Here is a 19,685-nt window from a genome sequence, read left to right as displayed (position 1 = left end):
TAAAAGGAGTCTCTAATGAGCAAGAAAGTAGTTCTAATAGGTACAAGCGGAGTAATAGGATCAGCAACTTTTAATAAGTTTATTAGTTCTGGTTATGAAGTTATTCCCGCAACATTTAGTGGAAGTAATGGTTCACACCATATTGATATCTTAAGATATAGAATCTATCGAGAATTTCTTTGAAAAAGTAGGTTCTTTTGATGCTTTAATATCTACTACTGGTAAAGTTGCTTTTAAAGCTGTTGATGAACTAACTCAAGAAGATTGGAGTTTTAGTTTTAGAAATAAGCTACTTGGACAAATTAATCTAGTGCAAATTGGTGCAAAATATATTAATAAAGGTGGCTCATTTACTCTAACTACTGGGATATTAAATGTTGAGCCAATTGCTTTGGGTGTTGTAGCAGCCACTGTTAATGTTGCAGTAGAAGGATTTGTACAAGCGGCAACTCTTGAATATAAAGATTTCCGTATAAATACTGTTAGTCCAACTGTAGTCAAAGAATCGTTAGCAAAGTATGGGTCATTCTTTGTAGGCTATGAACCTATAGAAGCAGAAAAAGTAGCTAACATATGTCTAAAATCAGTAGCTGGTCTAGCTAATGGAATTGTTATAAAAGTTGTTATAATTTTTAATTATCAAAAACCTATTCTATATTTGAAGTTCCTAATAATATTGACCAATTTATATACTATTTTAGTTAGTAATTACTTTTACGATTATATCTGATAATTATTGTTATACTTGTGATATAAGTAATTGATATTTATCTAATGAGGAGAAAACATGAACAAAATATTAACCGCAGCGAATGGTGCTCCAGTACCTGATGATAATACAAGTATTAGTGCAGGTAAAATGGTTCACTCACATTTGATAAATTTCGATTATTTGAGAAGTTAGCACATTTTAATCGCGAGAGAATTCCTGAGCGTGTAGTACATACAAGAGGTACTGGTGCATATGGTACTTTTACTCTTGAAAAAGACTTATCAGATTTGACAGTAGCAGATTTTTTAATAGATCAGAACAAACAGACTGAGGTTTTTGTATGTTTTTCTACTGTTGGAGGAGGTCAAGATTCAAGTGATTATGTTAGAGATGTGCGTGGCGTAGCTATTAGATTTTATACCAAGCAAGGTGATTTTGATATTGTAGGTAACAATACTCCAGTATTTTTCATAAGAGATCCTAGTAAATTTCCTGATTTTATTCATTCTCAAAAAAAGAATCCTCAAACTAACTTACCAGATCCTGCAGCCCAGTTTAAATTTTGGTCAAAAAATCCACAGTCTTTGCATCAAATGACAATATTGATGTCTAATAGAGGTATTGCAAAGAACTATAGACATATACATTTATTTAGCTCACATACATTAAGCTTTTATAATGAAAAGGGTGAACGTTTTTGGGTTAAATGGCATTTTAAAACACAACAAGGAATTAAAAATCTTACAAATGAAGAAGCAGCTAAACAACCAAGCTATGGAGCTCAAAAAGATTTGTTTGATGCTATAAAGAGTGGTAACTATCCCAAGTGGGATGTTAAATTACAAATTATGACTGAGGATCAAGCAAAACAATATAACATAAATCCTTTTGATTTGACTAAGGTTTGGTCTCATAAAGATTTTCCACTCCAAAAAATAGATGTTTTAGAGTTAAATCGTAATGTTAATAATTATTTCGCTGAGGTAGAGCAAGCTACTTTTGCTCCTAATAACCTAGTACCTGGTGTTAGTGCATCTCCGGATAAGATGTTACAAGCTAGACTACTAGCTTATCAAGATGCTCATAGGTATCGAGTAGGTGTAAATGCAAATCATATACCAGTAAATGCTTCAAAATGTCCCATACATAATTAGCAGCGTGATGGAGCAATGGCTGGTACAACTCTTAATATATCACAGAATGAAAAGCCTAATTTTTATCCAAATGCGTATTCTGATTCTCCTTCAGATGTCAAACAATATATAGAACCTCCTTTAAAAATAGATGGTTATATTGATTATTATGATGCTCAAAGTGAAGATAACTATTCACAAGCTGGAGATCTCTTTAGATTAATGAGCGAATCTCAACAGCAACAGTTAGCTAGTAATATCGCAGAAGGGTTGGTACATGCTAATCAAGAGATTCAAGAAATAATGCTTGACCAGTTTGCTCAAGCAGATAAAAACTATAGAGTTAAGGTCAAAAAAGCTCTTCAAAATATCTAATTAGAAATTATTTTTACGTCAGATTATCAGATGTTAATAGAAATAACTTAAAATAGAGCCGCGATATAAAATAAGTTTTTATTTTCTAATAGATAATTATTAAGTGATATTTTATATATTATGGACTTTAAAAAGTTTTTATAAAACATTATAGTATTAAAATCGAACCATAAATTTTGTACTTTATGAAAAAATACATATTAATTTTACTCAGTCTGGCTGCTTTTAGTTTATCATTTGCTATGAGTCCAAGTAGTTTTGTTGCTAAATCGACTTCAGGGAAATATGAATCTGAAATTATGGACGCAGATGAGCAAATCATAAAGTTCATAGCAAAGCGTCAAGAGTTAAGAAATCAAATGTTGGATCTTCAGAAAAATCAGAAATTACCTAGTAATGATCCATTTGAAGATAAAGATTTAGCGGCTACGCGTACTAATTTTGCAATACAGTATAATGCAAGCCCTAAGCTGGTCGATCAAGTATTTGATGTTCTGAATTCTTCGTCTCAAAAACCAGCAAAATAATATTTTAAATAAAGTTTATAAGAGGTAATACAATGTCAATTTATGACTTTAAATTAACTAGGAATGATGGCTCAGAATATTATTTACCCAAGAATAAGGTTCTCTTGATAGTAAATGTTGCGAGTAAGTGCGGATTCACTAAGCAATATAGAGGACTTCAACATTTACATAAATTACATCCAGATCTAGAGATAGTAGCTTTTCCATGTAATTCATTTGGTGGACAAGAACCTGGTAGTGATGAAGAAATTAAAAACTTTTGTCAAACTAACTATGATGTTACATTTCCAATAATGAAAAAAACAAAAGTAAATGGTAAAGATGCAGAACCACTATATGAATATCTTAAAGAAAGAGCAAAAGGTGTACTTGGTACCGAAGCTATAAAATGGAATTTTACAAAATTTTTAGTATCAAAAGATGGTGGAACTGTCATTAGATATGCACCTAAAACAATTCCTGAAGATCTAATCGCTGATATCGAAAATTTTCTTAAAGATTAAGTTCAAAAAAAAAAACTGTATAATTTGTTTATCTGTGTTTTAAATTCTAAAATATGATTTCAACTTCATTATCTTATATATCATTTTTATTGCTAATATGCGGTCTTATAGTTTTACTATCAAGTAAGTCAAAATCGAAATTATTTGAATATTTTCCAGTAATTGTAATTATTTATTTTGTCATAGTACTGCTTTCAGCTATGGGATTTTGGGATTCAAAATCTTCAGAAATTATTCAAACAAGGTCTCAGCTTCAAGATTTAATATCTGCTAAGACTTGGACAATTCTGTTGGTAACATTATTGGGTTTTGTAGGAGCTATGACTCCAATAGCCAAAATTAGAAGTGATAGCATTATTGCAAGTATCTTCTTATATTTTTTGGCCGCACTTATAGCATCAGGCTCAAGTTTTAAAGGATTTTCTCAAGCGCTAATATATATATAGTTTGTGGGCTTATGGTACTTGTTATTCATGCTATACTTGTGGCAATAATTGCTAAGATATTCAGGCTAAATTTAGCAATGTGCTCTATTGCCTCATTAGCAAATATCGGAGGAATAGCAGGAGCACCTATATTAGCAAGTGCATATACTAGAAGCTTGGTATCTATCGCAGTTGTTATGGCTTTATTTGGGTTTTTGATTGGTACCCAAGGTGGATTAATCGTAGCTAAGATACTTTCAGGATTTGCAGTATGAGTAAGATAATTGAGATAAAAACATCTATTATTAAAATACCTCTTAAGAGAACATTTATAACAGCTGTACGAAGTATAAACCATATTGATTCTTTAGCAGTTGAGTTAACTTCAGATAATGGAGTTAAAGGTTATGGTGTAGCTCCAGCAACCACAGCAATTACTGGGGATACGCTGCAGGGTATTCAATATATTATTATTAGTAAAATATTTGCCCAATGATACTTGGCTCAGATTTATCTGATTATAAACAAACTTTAGAACTAGCTTTTAAAAAAGTTATGTTTAACTCTGCTGCAAAAATGGCTATAGATTTGGCGTATCATGATTTATTAGCTAAAGAGCAAAATATATCTGTAGCTAAATTACTTGGTGCAAAAAAAATATCATTGAAACAGATGTTTCTATAAGTTGTGGTAGTATTGCAGAAACTATACAAAATATTCAAAATGGTGTAGAAGCTAATTTTACTGCTATTAAGGTTTAAACAGGAGCTGATTTTAATAGACATATCGAGTTGCTGAAAGCTCTTGATAATGAGTTTAGTAAAAACATTAAATTTAGGTTTGATGCTAATCAAGGTTGGAATAAAGCGCAAACAAAGCAGTTTATCGAGGAGATAAACAAATATAGTTTAAATGTAGAGATAATAGAGCAACTAGTCAAATATTACGATATAAAAGCAATGGCTGAGATTACAAAATTTAGTAATATTCCTGTGGTGGCAGATGAGTCAGTATTTGATGCTAAAGATGCAGAGTGAGTTATAGATGAGCAAGCATGTAATATGATTAATATTAAACTTGCAAAAACAGGCGGTATTTTAGAAGCTCAAAAAATTAAGAAACTAGCAGACAGTATTACAGTAGCTGATCTTGATCCTTTAGACTGGGTAGCTAAAGATTTATATAGTAATTATATTACGTTTAATGAACCTGATATTATCCTAAAAGATAATCTAAAGGGTTTCGGTTTTAATCTCTAAGTAATATATATAATAATGAGTAAAGACATGTCATCTTTAGCTAATTTTTTGAAAGATGGCTATGATGAGATTATAGCCGTTGATTTACCAACAACATTTGTAAGCATTGATATAGCAGTTAATAAACTATGTCAAATTGTAAAAAATATTCCATCATCAAAGTCGTTGATATTGTCCTAATAGGTGTAGGTGTACGTAAGGATTATGATTGTTTTTACTTATTTGAAAAATTAGTCAACGTAGTTCATCAATATGCAACTACTGCAAAAGTTTGTTTTAATATAGGACCAACTGATAGTGTACAAGCAGTTCAGCGTTGAGATTTTTAACTTATCCCTAAAGATATTTTATGATATCAAATGTCTTATCTTTCGCTTATCATATTTACAGACTTAGTAATTTTTAGGATTTTAAAAAGTGTATTTCTTAACAGAAAAACAAAACCGTGAAATTGAAGAGTATGCTATTTCTCAAGGATTAAACCTAATCGAGAATGCTTCAGATGAAATTGTTAAACTTATTAGTGCTAAATTTGATAAACAGAATAAAGTATTAGTAATTGTAGGCTCAGGTAATAATGGCAGTGATGGAATTGTTGTAGCTATCAAGTTGTTTAATTTAGGATATAATGTTGATGTTTATCGAGTTTTTCCAAAAGGTAATCTAGATAACTAAAGTTATTATCAAGAGTTTTCAAAGTTAAAGGCTCCTTTAGATAAATTGCTGGATATTAATAATTATGATGTTGTAATAGATGGAATATTTGGCATAGGGCTAGATAGAGATTTAAAAGGAGATATTTTAGAACTTGTTAAAGTTATAAATCAAAATTCAAAATACACATTAGCTATAGATGTACCAAGTGGATTAGGCGCTTTTAATGCTAAAGTATATAGTGAAGCTATCCAAGCCAATGAGACAATTACATTCTTAGCAGATAAGCAAGGGCTACATACAAGTGATGGTCTTGATTATGCTGGCAAAGTAACTGTTAAAGAGCTGATTGATAATCAAAATATCAAGATTACTCAATCAGAGTATCAAGTTTATAAAAATGATATTCAAGATATAAATATAGACAATATTATCAGAAAAAAGAAAAATACTAATAAAGGTACTTATGGCAATCTAGCTATAATTGGTGGTAATGTTGGTATGAATGGGGCTTTACAATTAGCTGGGAAAAGTTCGCTATATAGTGGCTGTGGTAAGATCTCAATGATATCTCTAGATAAAGACTTCCGTGCTGATATGTCTATGCCTGAACTAATGACAAAATTCCTAGGAGATATTTCTAAAAATCTAAATACTTTCTCAGCTCTAGCGGTAGGGGTTGGTTTTGATATAACTGATGAATCTAAACAAGTCTTAGAGTTAATAATTGATAATTTAACTCAACTTGCAATTTTTGATGCAGATGCTTTAAATATAATCTCAACAAATCAGCAAATTAGAGAAAAGTTTATTAATTTAGAAAATAAAATAATAACTCCACATCCTGCAGAAGCAGCAAGACTACTTGGTTGCACCACCAAAGAAGTCCAAGATGATAGATTTGTTGCAGTTAGAGCTTTAGCTAAAAAATATAACTCCATAGTAGTACTAAAAGGAGCTGGTAGTCTAATTTGTAAAGATGATGAAATCTATATAAATGCTACAGGAAATCAAGGCATGGCAATAGCAGGGTAAGGAGATGTATTATCTGGAATCATAGGAGCATTTTTAGCTCAAGGTTTGGATACTCTATCAGCAAGCATGTTAGCAGCATATATACATGGTTTAGCTAGGTGGCTATGTTAGAATATTTCCTAGTAGAGCGGCTGAGGAGATTAGTATTATTTTGAATAATTATTAGTTGTCAATAAGTCATTTTTAAAACTCTTATTCAAAATCCTCAACACATCATCATGAAATCTTTCTCTTTTTTGCTGTGTGTATCTACCACAGAACAACTCAGCGAATCTACTAGTTGGTCATTCAGCATCGACATGGACAGCCCCATTAATTTTGATAAGAGTATTATCTTTTAGACTTATTATGAAATCTTTGTAGTTATTATTGGCATTATATGCGCTTGCTAGTGCAGCTATTATATAGGTAGGGCAGTTTATATTCTTTGCAGCTTGAGAGCCAAAATTGCCTACATCTACAGGGTCTAATCCTATCCAAAGTTTGACCTTAGTATTCTCTGATGTCGCTATCAAAGTAGCTAATTCTCCAGCAGAGAAACCAACCAAAGCGAGATCATTATTTATAGTGCTCGTATAATCGCTATTGCTATAGATATAGTTTATTAGCTCAGATATAAATTCAGCATTTTTACTATGATTAGCCCAAAATGGTAGATTAGGCACTACTACAAAATATCCATGGCTAGCTAGGAAATTCCCCCAACCAAACATATTATCTTTTGATCTTGAGAAACCATGTACTACTATAACTACGGGTAGGCGTTGATTAGATTTTTGATAAAAACATTATAGTTAGAGCTAGCAATATTTAGAGAAATATTAGCTAATTCTTTGATAATTTTAGATGAGCTCTTGTTATTTATGGTATTTGACATACCAAAACTAAAAACAAGTGCAAATACAGAGTATAAGATGAAACTAAGAGAAAATTTAGTTATAGACATGAAATTATAATTAAGAATCGATTTCTATATCACTAAACTGGATATCCATAACATTATTTTGAGCATCAACTACTTCTACATAAGTTATAGTTTCACCACCTTTTAGAGTTACTTCTTTAAGAGCTTTTGATAGTAATTCAGTTTTTGGAGTCAGTACTAATGTCCAATTATTCGTAGTACCACTAAATTTAGTGTTAAAATTATCATAAATTACTTTTGAATCACCCTCTAATATGGATAAGAATATTTTAGTGAATGAGAATACCATTGGACTATCTTCTTCACCAAATACATATTTAGGGCTATCTGCTGTCTTGATTGTAATAGTATCTTTTGTTGCTTTTAGAGAAGATTTAAATGGCTTCTCTTGATTCCATTCTAGTCCTTTTTTCTTAGGTAGCTCAAATTCACCAGATGCAAGAATAGGCTTATCTAATCCTTGAATTTTGCGTGATTGGATGAAGTGACCAGAGTAGTTATCATTTTTAACTAGTTGCTCTTCTACTTTGGCAAAATCTGGTGAAGGAGCAGTATAAACTAGACCACTGACTAATATACTTGTAGCAATAGCAACTTTTTTAACATTGACATTTCTCCTGTATTTTCTATAAATTGACAATATCAGCTTTGTAAGCTAAGCATGGTAAATATTACATTTATTCGCTGAATATACTAGAGTTATAGTATAGATATTAACAAAAATTAATAATCTATGGGTGTTTTAATAGAGGTGATCTGTGATTCTAGGTTTAGATTAAAAAGGAGTAATATCATGAAAAACATCATCTACAATTTGGAAAGGAAGTTTTAATATACAGCTATTCAAATTGATGCAACAGATAGCAATTGAGAAAGCAAATAAAACTTTTTTTAATTTCATAATTCTTAAGTTATGTATTAACACTGTAACATATATTATAGTACTAAAATTTGTTTTTCTAGAGGTGTCTTTTATTTGATATAATATTCAATAATGTCTAAATTGGCAAATATAGTGAAACATCAACTTAAATGGATGGCATGGGAGACAACTAGACGTTGTAACCTTAAGTGTGTGCATTGCCGTTTATCTTCGGAATGTGAAGTAATAGGACATCCAGATTTCTCAACTGAGGAAGGCTTTAGAATCATTGATAACATAGTGGAGTTTGCTAAACCTGTATTAGTACTCTCTGGAGGAGAACCTCTTTTACGGACAGATATTTTTGAACTAGCTGAAATATGGTGCTAGTAAAGGTCTACGTATGGCTTTAGCTACCAATGGCTCATTAGTTACTGATGAGATTTGTGAGAAAATCAAAAACTCAAGCATAAGTATAGTATCTTTGAGTATAGATGGTGCTACAGCTGAGACGCATGATGATTTTCGTAGCCAAAAAGGTGCCTTTGAAGCAACCATAAATGCTGCAAAACTATTTAAGAAACATAGTGTACCATTCTTGATAAACTCATCATTTACCAAACGTAATCAACACGAGATCAAAGATGTATATAAACTAGCAAAATCTCTTGAAGCTACAGCATGGTATTTGTTTATGATAGTACCAACAGGACGTAGTGAAGAGCTTATGCAAGAGTTGATAGATATTGATGATTATCAAGATATCCTAAATTGGCACTATGATATGGAAGCTGATGAGCAAGATATGCTTGTGCGTCCAACGTGTGCGCCACATTATTATCGTATTTGTTTCGAGCGTAATAAAGAAGATGGAGCAAAAGTTCGCTCAAGAGCTCTTAGCTTTGGTACTGGTGGTGGTAAAGGTTGTATAGCTGGGCAAAGTATATGTCTGCTAGATGTTGATGGTAATGTTTATCCATGCAGCTATCTACCTGTTAGTGCAGGAAATATTAAAGAAAAATCATTTGCAGATATTTGGCAAAACAGTGATGTAATGCATGATATGCCTGATTTTAGCGCTTATGAAGGTAAGTGTGGCTCATGTGAGCTCATCAAAATATGTGGTGGCTGTAGAGCTAGAGCTTATAATATTCATGGTAGCTATCTTGCAGAAGAGCCATTTTGTAATCACATGCCTATTAAAATGAAGCAAAAAGAAAATTAGGTCTTATTTTTACTGTCTTTGTAAACCAACAACTTCAGACATTTCAATAATTTGTTTGATATTTTCTTTTGGAGTTGGTTTTTTTCCTCTACCTTGTACTTGTGGTGGGATATCTGTGAAATTCATAGCCTTCAGATCATAAGTAACATAACCAGTATCTATACTCATAACATACACACCAACAGATCCAGTTCCTTGATATGCGGCATTATCTTTATAAGCCACGGTTAGATTCTTTAGATCTTTGATAGTAGTCCAAAGGGTCATAGACTTTTCATAAGGTAGAACAGAAACATTAGCTATAATAGATGTAGCATGATAAATAGCCTCTCTATTTGATCTTGGTTCAAGCATAAGTTCAAATAACGTATAGGCTTTCACAAAGCGAGATGTAGAGCTAAAGTCTCCGGGCATACCAATTAGTTGGCAACCTCTGGTCGTGAGCTTTTCACAGTTTCATCATAATTTATAAATTTACCAGCAAAAGTTTGGTTAGAATCTTCAAAAGGCTTAAGTAGCGATCGGTATTCTTTGATATTTTCTAAATGCCAATTATAGCTAGGAGCATTGGTTAAGACATTACCAGTATTTTCGTATATATAAATTTCACCATTAAGAAATTCGATCACAGCACTATTACCCAGAGAATCTCTAAGCGAGATATGTAAAGGAATATTTTTGACAAAAACACCAGGTTTTAGTTCGATTGTACTATTTACGAGTTGATATTCAGATATCAGTTTAAGAGCCTCAGGTACATCTTTTGCCATTGTTAATTGGAAGTTACCAATATCATATATCGCAAGGACAGGGCGTGTATCTTTAGGATCGTATTTAGGATACTGTGTTATATCTAGATATAACACGCTAAATGATAATCCTTGTGTATTTAATCCGTCAGAAATAGATCTGTCAAAGCCAAATCTGCCAAAATAGCCATATTTATTTTTCCTATTTGCAAGTTGATTTGTAGGAATTTTGTCTGCATCAATTATTACATTTGTAGTATTCTCAACCCCCACGTAATCCCAGCCATTTTCAAAAGCGATATTAATTGGAAAATCCATAGATCTTGCTTCGATTTTATATTCATTTTTATTTATAAAAACATTTGTACACATAACTTATCCCTTTTTTATATATGAGTTTATATTTCTAGGTGGTATACTTTACGTTATCAAATATACAGTATTCAGAGTTATAAAAAAATGACAAATCAATTTAAAAATATAGTCCTATACAGAATGGTAACACCAGAAAAAACTTGTCCATATGGTTTAAAAGCAAAGGCACTTTTCGAGGAAAAAGGTTGGTGTTTTGAAGATCACATTTTAAAGACTAGAGCTGAAACAGATACTTTTAAAGAAAAGTATAATTTAGAAACTACACCTTTGATCTTTATCGATGGAAAGCGAATTGGTGGCTATAGTGATTTAGTAAATTTTTTAGGTAAAAAATGAAAGACCAATTAAAATATTTTGTTTATGAAACAAAAGTTTTACCTGAGCATATCGATCCTAATAATCATTTAAATAACATAGTATATTTACAATGGATGCAAGATATTGCAATTGCTCATGTAAAGGCTAATGGCGTATTTGATGTTACAGAGGCTCATGGTCTGACATGGTTCGTAAAGAAGCATACTATCGAGTATTTAGCTCAAGGTTTTTTAGGTGATGATATTGTGGTAATAACTTGGGTAGAGAGCATGACAAAGATCTCAACGTTTAGAAAATACCACATTTACAGAAAGTCAGATAAAACCCTCTTATGTAAAGCAGATACTATATGGGTAATGGTAAATACTCAAAAAGGGCGGCCTGCAAGGATTCCTGCAGAACTAGTTGAAATATTTGATGAGTATAATGATTTCGAGATTGCTAATATTGAGAGCTTAATTTAAAAAGGGCATTTAAACTATTTTTTATTATTTGTAATAACTTCTACTGGTCCATGATCATCACAATGATCACCATGAGGGTGGTGTAATTTACCATCAACAATATAATCTATGTGGTTACCATGTGGTACGGCTTCATGACCACAATTAGGTCCATGAGTATGTCCAGAACAATCTTCTTTAATTGGATGACAGCCCTCTATATTTTTTTCTGTTACTTCTAACTTATGTTCATCATAGTGACCACTATGCTCATGATGAAGATGACTATCATGTATGTAGTCGTAATGATCACCATGTTTAATTTTTGTGTGGCCACAGCCATCTTTGTGTTCATGATCATGATTTTGATGTGTTTTACATTTGCTCATGGTACTTCTCCTCTTTCGATTTGTATATTTATTTTAGCATCTTTTGTCTTAGGCCTTCAAATAAATATATCGTAGCAGCTTGAGCCACATTTAAAGATTCAATATTACTTAGAGTAGGAATCATTGTTTTTTCACCTGCTGAAAAGTCTTCTATACCATTGGCTTCTTCTCCAAAGACTAAGATACTATTATTCAACTTAAATTCTTCAGAGTAACAAGAAACTCCCTCATGAGAAGTCGTTAGCCAAATTCTTCGTTCTTTTAGTATAGGATAATTTCTTACAGCACTTAAATTTTCAAAATATCTGAATTTCAGACTAAATTGTGCACCCATACCTGCTCTTATGGCTTTTGGGTTAAAAGGATCTACAGTGCCATCTATAAGTAATATTTCTGTTAAGCCAACTGCTATAGCAGTTCTCAATATAGTGCCAATATTACCAGGGTCTTGTATTCTATCTAGTACTAAAGTGAAATCATCTTTAAATTCAAAATCAGATGAGGTATCTTTTTTCTTGGCTAAGATTAACACTCCTTGAGAATTTTGTGTTTGTGCTAGTTCATTAAAATCTTTTTCAGAGAGAGTGTATTTTTTATCTATAGGATAATCTACGCTATCAGAATTATCTGTTGTAAGTATTGAGATTATATATTCACGAGGTAGTCTTGATAGAGCTTCATCACAGCATCTTAGCCCTTCTATAATATAGTAGATAGATTTTTTTCTACCTTGAGGTGAGCGAAGCTTCTTTATTTCTTTGAGTAGTTTTTGACTTAGATTTTTCATTAAGCTATTAGCTGTAATATTTTGCTAGATATTGTATGTTTTTTACTAATCAGATTAAATAGTTATGGTATGTATTTTTGATATAGGTAGTTATAAATGTTAAGGTAATACAACTATTATTTAAACAAGAGTAATATTATGCAACGTGAAAAAGGTGCTTATGCACCTGTTTTTTATCCTGCTATTATTTTAGCCATCATTCTTTCGTTGTCGGGAATTTTTTATCCAAATCAATTTGCTAGTCATATCCAATATCTACAAAATTTAATTCTAGAGAAATTTGGTTGGGCTTATATATTGGCAATGAGTGTTTTTTTATGTTTATGTTTGATTCTAATGTTTAGCCGCTTTAGTGATATCAAGTTAGGACAAGAACACGACTTACCTGAATACCCTAATATTTTATGGTTTGCTATGTTATTTGCAGCAGGCATGGGAATTGGTTTAATGTTTTATGGAGTAGCTGAGCCTCTAAAACATTTTTTAGCACCTCCTAATGTATCTTCAGATGAATTAGTGCTTGTTAAAGAGGCTATGAATACAACATTCTTTCACTGGGGAGTAGAAGCTTGGTCTGTACTTAGCGGTTTGCTTGCAATATCATTAATTTTAGCAGAGGGACTACAAGCTTTACAATCTGCGACTATAATTAGTGCTTTTCCATTGTTGTTTATTTTATTTTTGATGTGTGTTTCACTAATCAAATCTTTAAGATTAGATTATCTAAGGCTTAAAAGTATTGAGACACATTCAACTGTTGTTCAATTTGCAAAAGCAAATACATCTTGGCAAAAAAAATTAGAAGCAATTGCTCATAAACCATCGAAAGATCAGGCTATAGAGTTTTTACAAAAGGATGTCACAATAGCTTTAATAGAAGTTGTAGATGAAATGGAAAAAAATGGCATTAATACAGAAGTGATTAGAGACCATGATCATATACAATTAAGTATTTCAATAGAAGGTAATGAAGATTTTATATATAGTGTGATGTTAAGAACTTATCAGTCAAAATTAGGTAACTATAATAGGGTATAGAGGTACTTTTAAGTCATGGAGGTCAGTATTATGACATTATGGGATACTCAAAAGATCAAGTCATTGCTGATATCGTTAATCAGTATGATAAACATTTGCATTACTCGCATCTAGTCGTTGCAGATAAGGATATTCTTAATTGAGCATCACATAGTTAAGATTAAGTATCCATGCAAAACCTACCCATAAAAAATATTGTATGAGCAAATATCCAGCAACTTTGTTTATATCCATAAATATTTTAAGATTTCATGCGATAAATATCCATAAAATTGACATTTCTAAAAAAGCCAAACTAATATTTTGTCAACAAAAAAATAAAAAGCTCCATAAGAAGTTTAAACCTAGCTGTATTGCATAGATCATAAATACTTTTTGTCTAAGAGCTTTTGTTTGAATACTAGCTATCCAGATATTGCAATCATAATATATAAAATTGTCCAAACTGGAGCAATATCCAATTAGGCGGAGCAAAAAAAGGATGTTCTAAGTTTGCAAACAAAGTCAAAATATTTGCTGATGTTAGAGCTCCTGAAATCATCCCTGTACCTAAGATGACTATTATAAAAACACCAAGAGAAATATAGTCTTTATTTTTTATATTACAACTCATACAAACTCCTTTTGTATTTATGCTAAAAAATAACTTTAAATATCATATAAATATTGTAGATTAGAATATACATTTTTTTTGAGTTTATATGATAATTATTAACAATATTTAATAGCTAGGGGTATTGCAATGTTAAAAACGAAAAGCCTAACACCACATCAGTATGAGATAATAATTAACAAAGATACAGAGCGTCCTTTTACAGGTAGATACAATGATTTAGATCAAAAAGGTACATATATCTGTCGTAATTGTGGTACACCGTTATTCAAGGCTGACAGTAAATTTATTTCAACATGCGGTTGGCCAAGCTATAATATTCATATTGATAATAATGTAAAACAATTACCTGATGCTGATGGCAGAAGGACAGAAATTCTGTGTAATAATTGTGATGGACATCTTGGTCATATATTTCATGGTGAAGGATATACTAAACTAAATACACGTTATTGTGTTAATTCGGCATCTGTAGATTTTGTACCAGTAGAGAGCTTAAGTGAAACCGAAGAAATTATTGTAGCTGCAGGATGTTTCTGGGGTGTAGAATATTACATGAAAAAACTTGATGGAGTTGTATTTGCAGAGTCTGGATATTGTGGTGGGGATCAACCAAATCCTGATTATAAAAAAGTTTGTGCAGGGAATACTGGATATTTAGAAGTTGTTAGAATAATTTTTGAGAAGAAAAAAATATCTTTAGAAGAAGTTTTAAAGTATTTCTTTGAGATACATGATTTTGAGCAAGTTGATGGCCAAGGTCCAGATATCGGAGAGCAATATAAATCAGCCATATTTTATTATAATGATAAGCAAAAGCACATTGCAGAAAATATCAAATATGAACTTAATAAAGGCTACAAGGTAATAACAGATATAAGAGTGGTTAAACCTTATTATGTAGCTGAAGATTATCACCTAGATTATTATATGAAGAAAGGAACATTACCGTACTGCCATACTCGTAAAAAAATATTTTAAATAAACTGTTACACTACATCTTTAATTCGCAAAAAGTCTATTTTTAATACTCATAAATATGACAATTGAAATTACTATAAATGCTAATTGTTGAGCAGGGATACCAACCATTAGTTTTGATACTGATAGAAAACTTAAGAGAAAACCTGCCAATGCAGCAACTATGAACTTAACAAGTCTAATTATCGCATTACCAGCAGCATAGCCTTCTTTAAGAATATCAAGAGCTTTTGATGTGGTTATGATATTTACTAGAGCAAACAACCTGTTGCTAGAGCATTTAATATAATAAAAATATAAATATTATTTAAAAAATACGAGTTCAATATATTAAGTAATATTACTATTATAGCTAAGTAGTAACCAACAAAAATAAGACCTTTTGATTGTGCCTGTCTGTTTTTTCTTGATAAAATTACCCGCAAAGATTATACCAAACATATTTAATGCAAATAATATACAGTATTGAGTATACCTAAGATGATAATATTCAATAATCAGATTTGATGATGTGCTAATAAAACTAAACAATGCACCAAAACATAAAGCTCCTGTCAGAGTTCCAACAACAAATGGTAAGTTAGCTACGTGAATAATATATACCATAAAACTTCTAGCTAAGCTCTTAGAGCGCTTATGTATAGGATGAGTTTCTGACATAATTATTGTAATAACCAACAAAATAATTCCGTAGATAGTTAGGAAATGGAAAATATCTTGCCACCTGCCAGTTGTGTAAATAATGATACTACCTATTATAGGAGCAATCATAAATATCATTACCATTGTTGCTACAGTTTTTACTAACTTTTGACCTCTATAGCAGTCTTTTAGTATAGCCATAGCAGCAACCGATGCTGGAGAGTCTCCAAGACCTTGTAAGAATCTCATAAATATTAAGGTATCAAAACTATGTGTAAATGAACATAAGATAGTACTCACAATATAAATAAGCATACCAATAATAAGTATTTTCTTACGACCAAAACTATCTGATAATGCATCCCAAAAAAACATACCTACGCCAAAGCCTATGAGGTATGTAGATATAGTAATAGTAAGCTTATTTACATCAACATTAAAGAAACTAAGATATTACCAAAAGCAGGAATATAAGCATCTATAGCAAAGGGTGGAAGAGCGACAAAGATTACGACAAAGAAAACAAGATATTTACTACCCTTTCTAATTTTATACATAAGAATTATTATGATTAATTTTGATGATATATTTTAACAGATAAAGCCAATAATATTTAGCAGTTAAATATCATCATAAGAGTAAAAGTAATATAAAGAACAAGTATGATTAATTATGCTTCAACGTCATCATCTTGACCATTAGATTGATCCGCCGTTACTGAACTACCAGAATCTGTTACTAGAGCTTCTGTTACGTTTGATTGAGCTTGAGTATCATTTGCTGTAGCTGTAGGAGTTGTAACTGCTGTAGTGTTGTCTGTAGTAGCTACAGTTTTTGGAGCTGTTTTAGCTTTATCTATCGCAGATTGAATATTATCAGCATCTGTGTAACCACCTATCACAGTTGTATTATCAGCATTAGAATTGACAGCTGGAGCAATTACCAAGAATGGAGTACCTTGAATACCTAGACTTTCAAAACCTAGTTTTAACGTATCTTTTAGATGATTTGCAATTCTATCATCTTTGATAGCTTTTTTAACTTTAGTTAAATCAGCACCAGATTGAACAGCAACTTTGTCGATAGTTGAATCTTTTAGTTTACCTTCATCCTCACCTGTAGCGAAGATACCATTATGATACTTAACATAAGCATCTGCACCATATAGTTTATATATTGCAGTACCTACTTCAGCAGCATATTCAGAAGTAGGAGCTCTTTCACCAAATATAGGGAATTCTGCAAAAACTACTTGTACATTACTGTTATCTTGCATTACTTTTTCGATTTGTGGAGCAAGTTTAGAGCAGTACATACATTGATAATCAAAGAACTCATATATAATTACTTCAGGATCTTTTATATCAGATTTAGGTGTAAGATCAGAGCCATAAATACTATCTTTAACTTTTAGGAAGCTAGAAACTCTTTCTTCACTCATTTTTTGTTGTACTTTATTACGTAGAGTATCCATATTTTTCGCTATTTCTTCAGGAGATATAGCCAGCTTCTTTGCATTTAAAGCATCAGAAAAACCTTCAACTATTTTATTATTGTTTAGGTTGTAAGATTTTACGTTTTTATCCGCTTCGATAGTTGCACCCATACCATAACCAATAGTATAGCTAGCATTCTTTGTCACAGTATCATCAGTACTTGATACGGCTGGAGCCACAGTAGCTACAGAAGATCCAGAATTAGTAGTAGCCTCAGTAGTTGCTTTATCTTTACTTGATGTACTATCTGAACATGCAACCAAACTTGTTGCAATTGCAGCAACGGCCAAAGCCTTCAATAATTTCTTTTTAGTCATTATAATTAGCTCCTTTAATTATTTCTTTTGAGCAGCTACTGCTTGTTGTTGAAATTGTAACATTGCATTTTGCATTTGATCTGGAGTAAGTTTAGACTTGCTACCAGATATTCCATCTGTTAGACCACTAACGACTTCTTGGTTATCTGTCGTTATGTTGTTTTGATCCATTTGAGTTTTTAAAGCTTGCCCCATAGTGTAGCCAACTGAGTAGCTAAGATCATCTTGATTATCTGTCGCTGCGAAAGCGCCAGTCATAAGTGAGCCAGCAACTAATGGCGCTAAAAATATAGTTTTAGTTAGTTTCATTATTTAATTTCTCCTTTAGTTTGGAAATGTCTATCCTAAGTTATTCTAACAAACCTGCACTAAATCACAATCATTTATCTATTTTACTTAGATTAATTTGTTTGTTTAACGCACATATTATATGTTCTAATACAATTTCTTTATCAAGAAATTCGTTTTTCTTATTTTCTAATGCTAGTATATTTTCTTGTTTATATGGTGAATTTCTGATACCGATGGCTATATTTCTTATCCAAGCACCATAACCAATTCTCCTAATTGCAGAACCTTGAGTATATTTATCAAAATTATTTCTAGACCATGAAAATAGTTCAAGAAGAGGTTTGCTGATCAGGAAATCTCGTTGTTGGAAGTCTTTTTCAGTAGTTACTGGAGTATTATTGTTAAATGGACAAACTAACTGACAGTCATCACAACCATATATTCTTGTACCAATTTTATCTCGGAGCTCTAGAGGTATAGATCCTCTGTTTTCTATTGTTAGATACGAGATACATTTTCGTAAATTAATCATTTTATCATGCTGAATTGCTCTAGTTTGACATAGTTTGATACATGCTTGACATTTACCACAAGAATCTTGATGACTTTAGCAAGTCAGGTAAGTCTAATAAATCAAGATTACTATAAATTACACCAATAAAGAAGAATGAGCCTTGTAATTTATTCATAAGCATAGAGTTTTTGCCTTGCCAGCCCAATCCTGCTTTTTCAGCTAGCGGACGCTCAAGTACTGGAGCACTATCTGTAAAAACTATGAATTGATGATCGCCTATAATTTCATTTATGTACTCACCTAATCGTTGAAGTTTTTTTCATTACTTTGTGATAATCTCTACCATGAGCATATATAGATATATCTGCTATATCTGTTGAAGATTTTAATCTTTTAACTTCATTTTTGATAGTTATAGGTCTGTTAAGGTAGTTTAATGTAGCAACAATTACGCTATTAGTGCCAGGTACCAATTCATTTGGGATAAATCTTTTTGAGCCATGTTTTACCATGTACTCAAGATCAGCATGATAGTTATTTTCTATCCATTTATTATAGTAAGGAATATATTCAGATAAATCGCAGTCAGCTTTAGATATGGATGATAAACCGAGGCTATCAGTAGCAAATTTTTGTACTTCTTGCCACTGCATTGCAGAAAGCTTTAGCTTCATTATTAGTCTTCTTTGCGCTTGATACCCCAAAGTTTTTCTAGTGCATAAAGTTCCCTAGTTTCTTCAAGCATTATATGTATAACAATATCACCGATATCAACTAAAACCCAGTCAGATTTATTATCGCCTTCAATACCTAGTATTGTAATTTTGTTATCTTTAAGTTCTTGTTCTAGATTTCTTGCAAGTGATTTAGCATGAGTAGTAGATGATGCTGTTGTAATCACTATTTTATCCATCATATCAGTAAGATGCTTAACGCTAATAGATTGAATGTCTTGACCTTTTAAGTTATCTAAAGCTTCTAGAATGATTTGTAGTCTTTGATCAGTCGTCATGAATTATTTTAATTTATTGTTTCATAAATTTGGACTAATATTATAACATAAGTTAGCTTAAATAATGCTATCATTATATAAGCAA

General features: G+C 31.5%; 22 protein-coding genes and 8 pseudogenes. 17 read left to right on the top strand and 13 right to left on the bottom strand.

Translation table 11 applies throughout. The features are described 5' to 3' along the window. Positions 1-15 precede the first annotated feature (15 nt). From FNO12_RS11560 to FNO12_RS05290, 11 genes and pseudogenes are all read left to right on the top strand, one after another. Positions 16-622 (top strand): annotated as a pseudogene (locus FNO12_RS11560) (short chain dehydrogenase); the annotation flags it as partial. Positions 623-921: 299 nt separating this feature from the next. Then, a pseudogene (locus FNO12_RS05325) lies at positions 922-1,866 on the top strand (catalase); the annotation flags it as partial. 15 nt (positions 1,867-1,881) lie between these two features. Further along, complete coding sequence (locus tag FNO12_RS11555; RefSeq protein WP_269194668.1) at positions 1,882-2,220, top strand: catalase-related domain-containing protein; 339 nt, start codon at positions 1,882-1,884, stop codon at positions 2,218-2,220. A gap of 185 nt (positions 2,221-2,405) precedes the next feature. Continuing rightward, a complete protein-coding gene (locus tag FNO12_RS05320; protein WP_030005624.1) occupies positions 2,406-2,747 on the top strand; it encodes a chorismate mutase in 342 nt (113 codons plus the stop codon). Positions 2,748-2,779: 32 nt separating this feature from the next. After that, on the top strand, positions 2,780-3,250 hold the full coding sequence (locus tag FNO12_RS05315) for a glutathione peroxidase (RefSeq protein WP_014715004.1): 471 nt from the start codon (positions 2,780-2,782) through the stop codon (positions 3,248-3,250). Positions 3,251-3,303: 53 nt separating this feature from the next. Continuing rightward, positions 3,304-3,696, top strand: a complete 393-nt coding sequence (locus FNO12_RS10635) for a DUF819 family protein (RefSeq protein ID WP_231138780.1) — start codon at positions 3,304-3,306, stop codon at positions 3,694-3,696. A gap of 11 nt (positions 3,697-3,707) precedes the next feature. Further along, complete coding sequence (locus tag FNO12_RS10630; RefSeq protein WP_030005622.1) at positions 3,708-3,950, top strand: DUF819 family protein; 243 nt, start codon at positions 3,708-3,710, stop codon at positions 3,948-3,950. Next, positions 3,947-4,934 (top strand): annotated as a pseudogene (locus FNO12_RS11550) (enolase C-terminal domain-like protein). The gene FNO12_RS10630 and the pseudogene FNO12_RS11550 overlap by 4 nt, the downstream one beginning before the upstream one ends. A 15-nt stretch (positions 4,935-4,949) precedes the next feature. Continuing rightward, positions 4,950-5,114, top strand: coding sequence for a hypothetical protein (locus FNO12_RS09660; protein ID WP_155728359.1), 165 nt, complete (start codon positions 4,950-4,952; stop codon positions 5,112-5,114). Next, on the top strand, positions 5,063-5,254 hold the full coding sequence (locus FNO12_RS05295) for a hypothetical protein (protein ID WP_041257339.1): 192 nt from the start codon (positions 5,063-5,065) through the stop codon (positions 5,252-5,254). The genes FNO12_RS09660 and FNO12_RS05295 overlap by 52 nt, the downstream gene beginning before the upstream one ends. A gap of 97 nt (positions 5,255-5,351) precedes the next feature. Beyond that, positions 5,352-6,789, top strand: a pseudogene (locus FNO12_RS05290) (NAD(P)H-hydrate dehydratase). Positions 6,790-6,907: 118 nt separating this feature from the next. On the opposite strand, the gene FNO12_RS10605 reads toward FNO12_RS05290, so the two are convergent. Genes FNO12_RS10605 through FNO12_RS05280 form a run of 3 tightly spaced genes read right to left on the bottom strand, consistent with a single transcriptional unit; the run spans position 6,908 to position 8,188 of the window. Further along, complete coding sequence (locus FNO12_RS10605) at positions 6,908-7,372, bottom strand: poly(ethylene terephthalate) hydrolase family protein (protein ID WP_302846517.1); 465 nt, start codon at positions 7,370-7,372, stop codon at positions 6,908-6,910. A gap of 2 nt (positions 7,373-7,374) precedes the next feature. Beyond that, the gene (locus FNO12_RS10600; protein ID WP_231138784.1) at positions 7,375-7,569 is read right to left on the bottom strand and encodes a hypothetical protein; all 195 of its coding nucleotides are present in this window, start codon (positions 7,567-7,569) and stop codon (positions 7,375-7,377) included. A gap of 10 nt (positions 7,570-7,579) precedes the next feature. Further along, on the bottom strand, positions 7,580-8,188 hold the full coding sequence (locus tag FNO12_RS05280) for a LolA family protein (RefSeq protein WP_030005619.1): 609 nt from the start codon (positions 8,186-8,188) through the stop codon (positions 7,580-7,582). Between the two features lie 375 nt (positions 8,189-8,563). Here FNO12_RS05280 and FNO12_RS11755 point away from each other — a divergent pair, with 375 nt between their 5' ends. Beyond that, positions 8,564-8,800, top strand: a complete 237-nt coding sequence (locus tag FNO12_RS11755) for a radical SAM protein (protein WP_233418129.1) — start codon at positions 8,564-8,566, stop codon at positions 8,798-8,800. Between the two features lie 13 nt (positions 8,801-8,813). Beyond that, the gene (locus FNO12_RS05275; protein ID WP_231138786.1) at positions 8,814-9,635 is read left to right on the top strand and encodes a radical SAM/SPASM domain-containing protein; all 822 of its coding nucleotides are present in this window, start codon (positions 8,814-8,816) and stop codon (positions 9,633-9,635) included. 9 nt (positions 9,636-9,644) lie between these two features. On the opposite strand, the gene FNO12_RS10590 is transcribed toward FNO12_RS05275, so the two are convergent. Next, positions 9,645-10,049, bottom strand: coding sequence for a hypothetical protein (locus tag FNO12_RS10590; RefSeq protein WP_233418128.1), 405 nt, complete (start codon positions 10,047-10,049; stop codon positions 9,645-9,647). 5 nt (positions 10,050-10,054) lie between these two features. Beyond that, positions 10,055-10,756, bottom strand: a complete 702-nt coding sequence (locus tag FNO12_RS10585; RefSeq protein ID WP_233418127.1) for a linear amide C-N hydrolase — start codon at positions 10,754-10,756, stop codon at positions 10,055-10,057. A gap of 87 nt (positions 10,757-10,843) precedes the next feature. Here FNO12_RS10585 and FNO12_RS05265 point away from each other — a divergent pair, with 87 nt between their 5' ends. Together FNO12_RS05265 and FNO12_RS05260 are read left to right on the top strand one after the other, a co-directional pair. Beyond that, entirely contained in the window at positions 10,844-11,095 is a 252-nt protein-coding gene (locus FNO12_RS05265) for a glutaredoxin domain-containing protein (protein WP_014715002.1), read from the top strand. Continuing rightward, positions 11,092-11,541 carry an acyl-CoA thioesterase gene (locus FNO12_RS05260; protein ID WP_014715001.1) on the top strand — a complete coding sequence of 150 codons (450 nt, stop codon included), beginning with the start codon at positions 11,092-11,094 and terminating at the stop codon, positions 11,539-11,541. The genes FNO12_RS05265 and FNO12_RS05260 overlap by 4 nt, the downstream gene beginning before the upstream one ends. A gap of 14 nt (positions 11,542-11,555) precedes the next feature. Here FNO12_RS05260 and FNO12_RS05255 read toward each other — a convergent pair whose 3' ends face one another. Both FNO12_RS05255 and FNO12_RS05250 read right to left on the bottom strand, forming a co-directional pair. Next, on the bottom strand, positions 11,556-11,909 hold the full coding sequence (locus FNO12_RS05255) for a hypothetical protein (protein ID WP_014715000.1): 354 nt from the start codon (positions 11,907-11,909) through the stop codon (positions 11,556-11,558). Positions 11,910-11,937: 28 nt separating this feature from the next. Then, the gene (locus FNO12_RS05250; protein WP_014714999.1) at positions 11,938-12,696 is read right to left on the bottom strand and encodes a TrmH family RNA methyltransferase; all 759 of its coding nucleotides are present in this window, start codon (positions 12,694-12,696) and stop codon (positions 11,938-11,940) included. A 138-nt stretch (positions 12,697-12,834) separates the two neighbouring features. Between FNO12_RS05250 and FNO12_RS05245 the strand changes: the two are divergent. Further along, positions 12,835-13,877: pseudogene (locus FNO12_RS05245) on the top strand (BCCT family transporter). On the opposite strand, the pseudogene FNO12_RS11545 reads toward FNO12_RS05245, so the two are convergent. Next, positions 13,870-14,347 (bottom strand): annotated as a pseudogene (locus FNO12_RS11545) (TspO/MBR family protein). The pseudogenes FNO12_RS05245 and FNO12_RS11545 overlap by 8 nt on opposite strands. 129 nt (positions 14,348-14,476) lie before the next feature. Between FNO12_RS11545 and FNO12_RS05235 the strand changes: the two are divergent. Beyond that, positions 14,477-15,328: a bifunctional methionine sulfoxide reductase B/A protein gene (locus tag FNO12_RS05235; protein WP_014714997.1), complete on the top strand. Its 852-nt coding sequence runs from the start codon at positions 14,477-14,479 to the stop codon at positions 15,326-15,328. Between the two features lie 21 nt (positions 15,329-15,349). On the opposite strand, the pseudogene FNO12_RS11540 reads toward FNO12_RS05235, so the two are convergent. The 5 genes and pseudogenes from FNO12_RS11540 to rsfS form a co-directional block, all read right to left on the bottom strand. Further along, positions 15,350-16,527, bottom strand: a pseudogene (locus FNO12_RS11540) (MFS transporter). A gap of 113 nt (positions 16,528-16,640) precedes the next feature. Beyond that, positions 16,641-17,783 carry a DsbA family protein gene (locus tag FNO12_RS05225; RefSeq protein ID WP_014714996.1) on the bottom strand — a complete coding sequence of 381 codons (1,143 nt, stop codon included), beginning with the start codon at positions 17,781-17,783 and terminating at the stop codon, positions 16,641-16,643. An 18-nt stretch (positions 17,784-17,801) separates the two neighbouring features. Further along, the gene (locus FNO12_RS05220) at positions 17,802-18,092 is read right to left on the bottom strand and encodes an FKBP-type peptidyl-prolyl cis-trans isomerase N-terminal domain-containing protein (protein ID WP_014714995.1); all 291 of its coding nucleotides are present in this window, start codon (positions 18,090-18,092) and stop codon (positions 17,802-17,804) included. Between the two features lie 70 nt (positions 18,093-18,162). After that, a pseudogene (gene queG / locus FNO12_RS11535) lies at positions 18,163-19,262 on the bottom strand (tRNA epoxyqueuosine(34) reductase QueG). 2 nt (positions 19,263-19,264) lie between these two features. Then, entirely contained in the window at positions 19,265-19,600 is a 336-nt protein-coding gene (gene rsfS, locus FNO12_RS05205) for a ribosome silencing factor (RefSeq protein WP_014714991.1), read from the bottom strand. Positions 19,601-19,685 lie beyond the last annotated feature (85 nt).

The organism is Francisella orientalis FNO12 (genome assembly GCF_001042525.2).
Classification (GTDB): domain Bacteria; phylum Pseudomonadota; class Gammaproteobacteria; order Francisellales; family Francisellaceae; genus Francisella; species Francisella orientalis.
The sequence above is the reverse complement of the archived record's forward strand: the minus strand, read 5'-3'. Positions and strand labels throughout refer to the sequence as shown.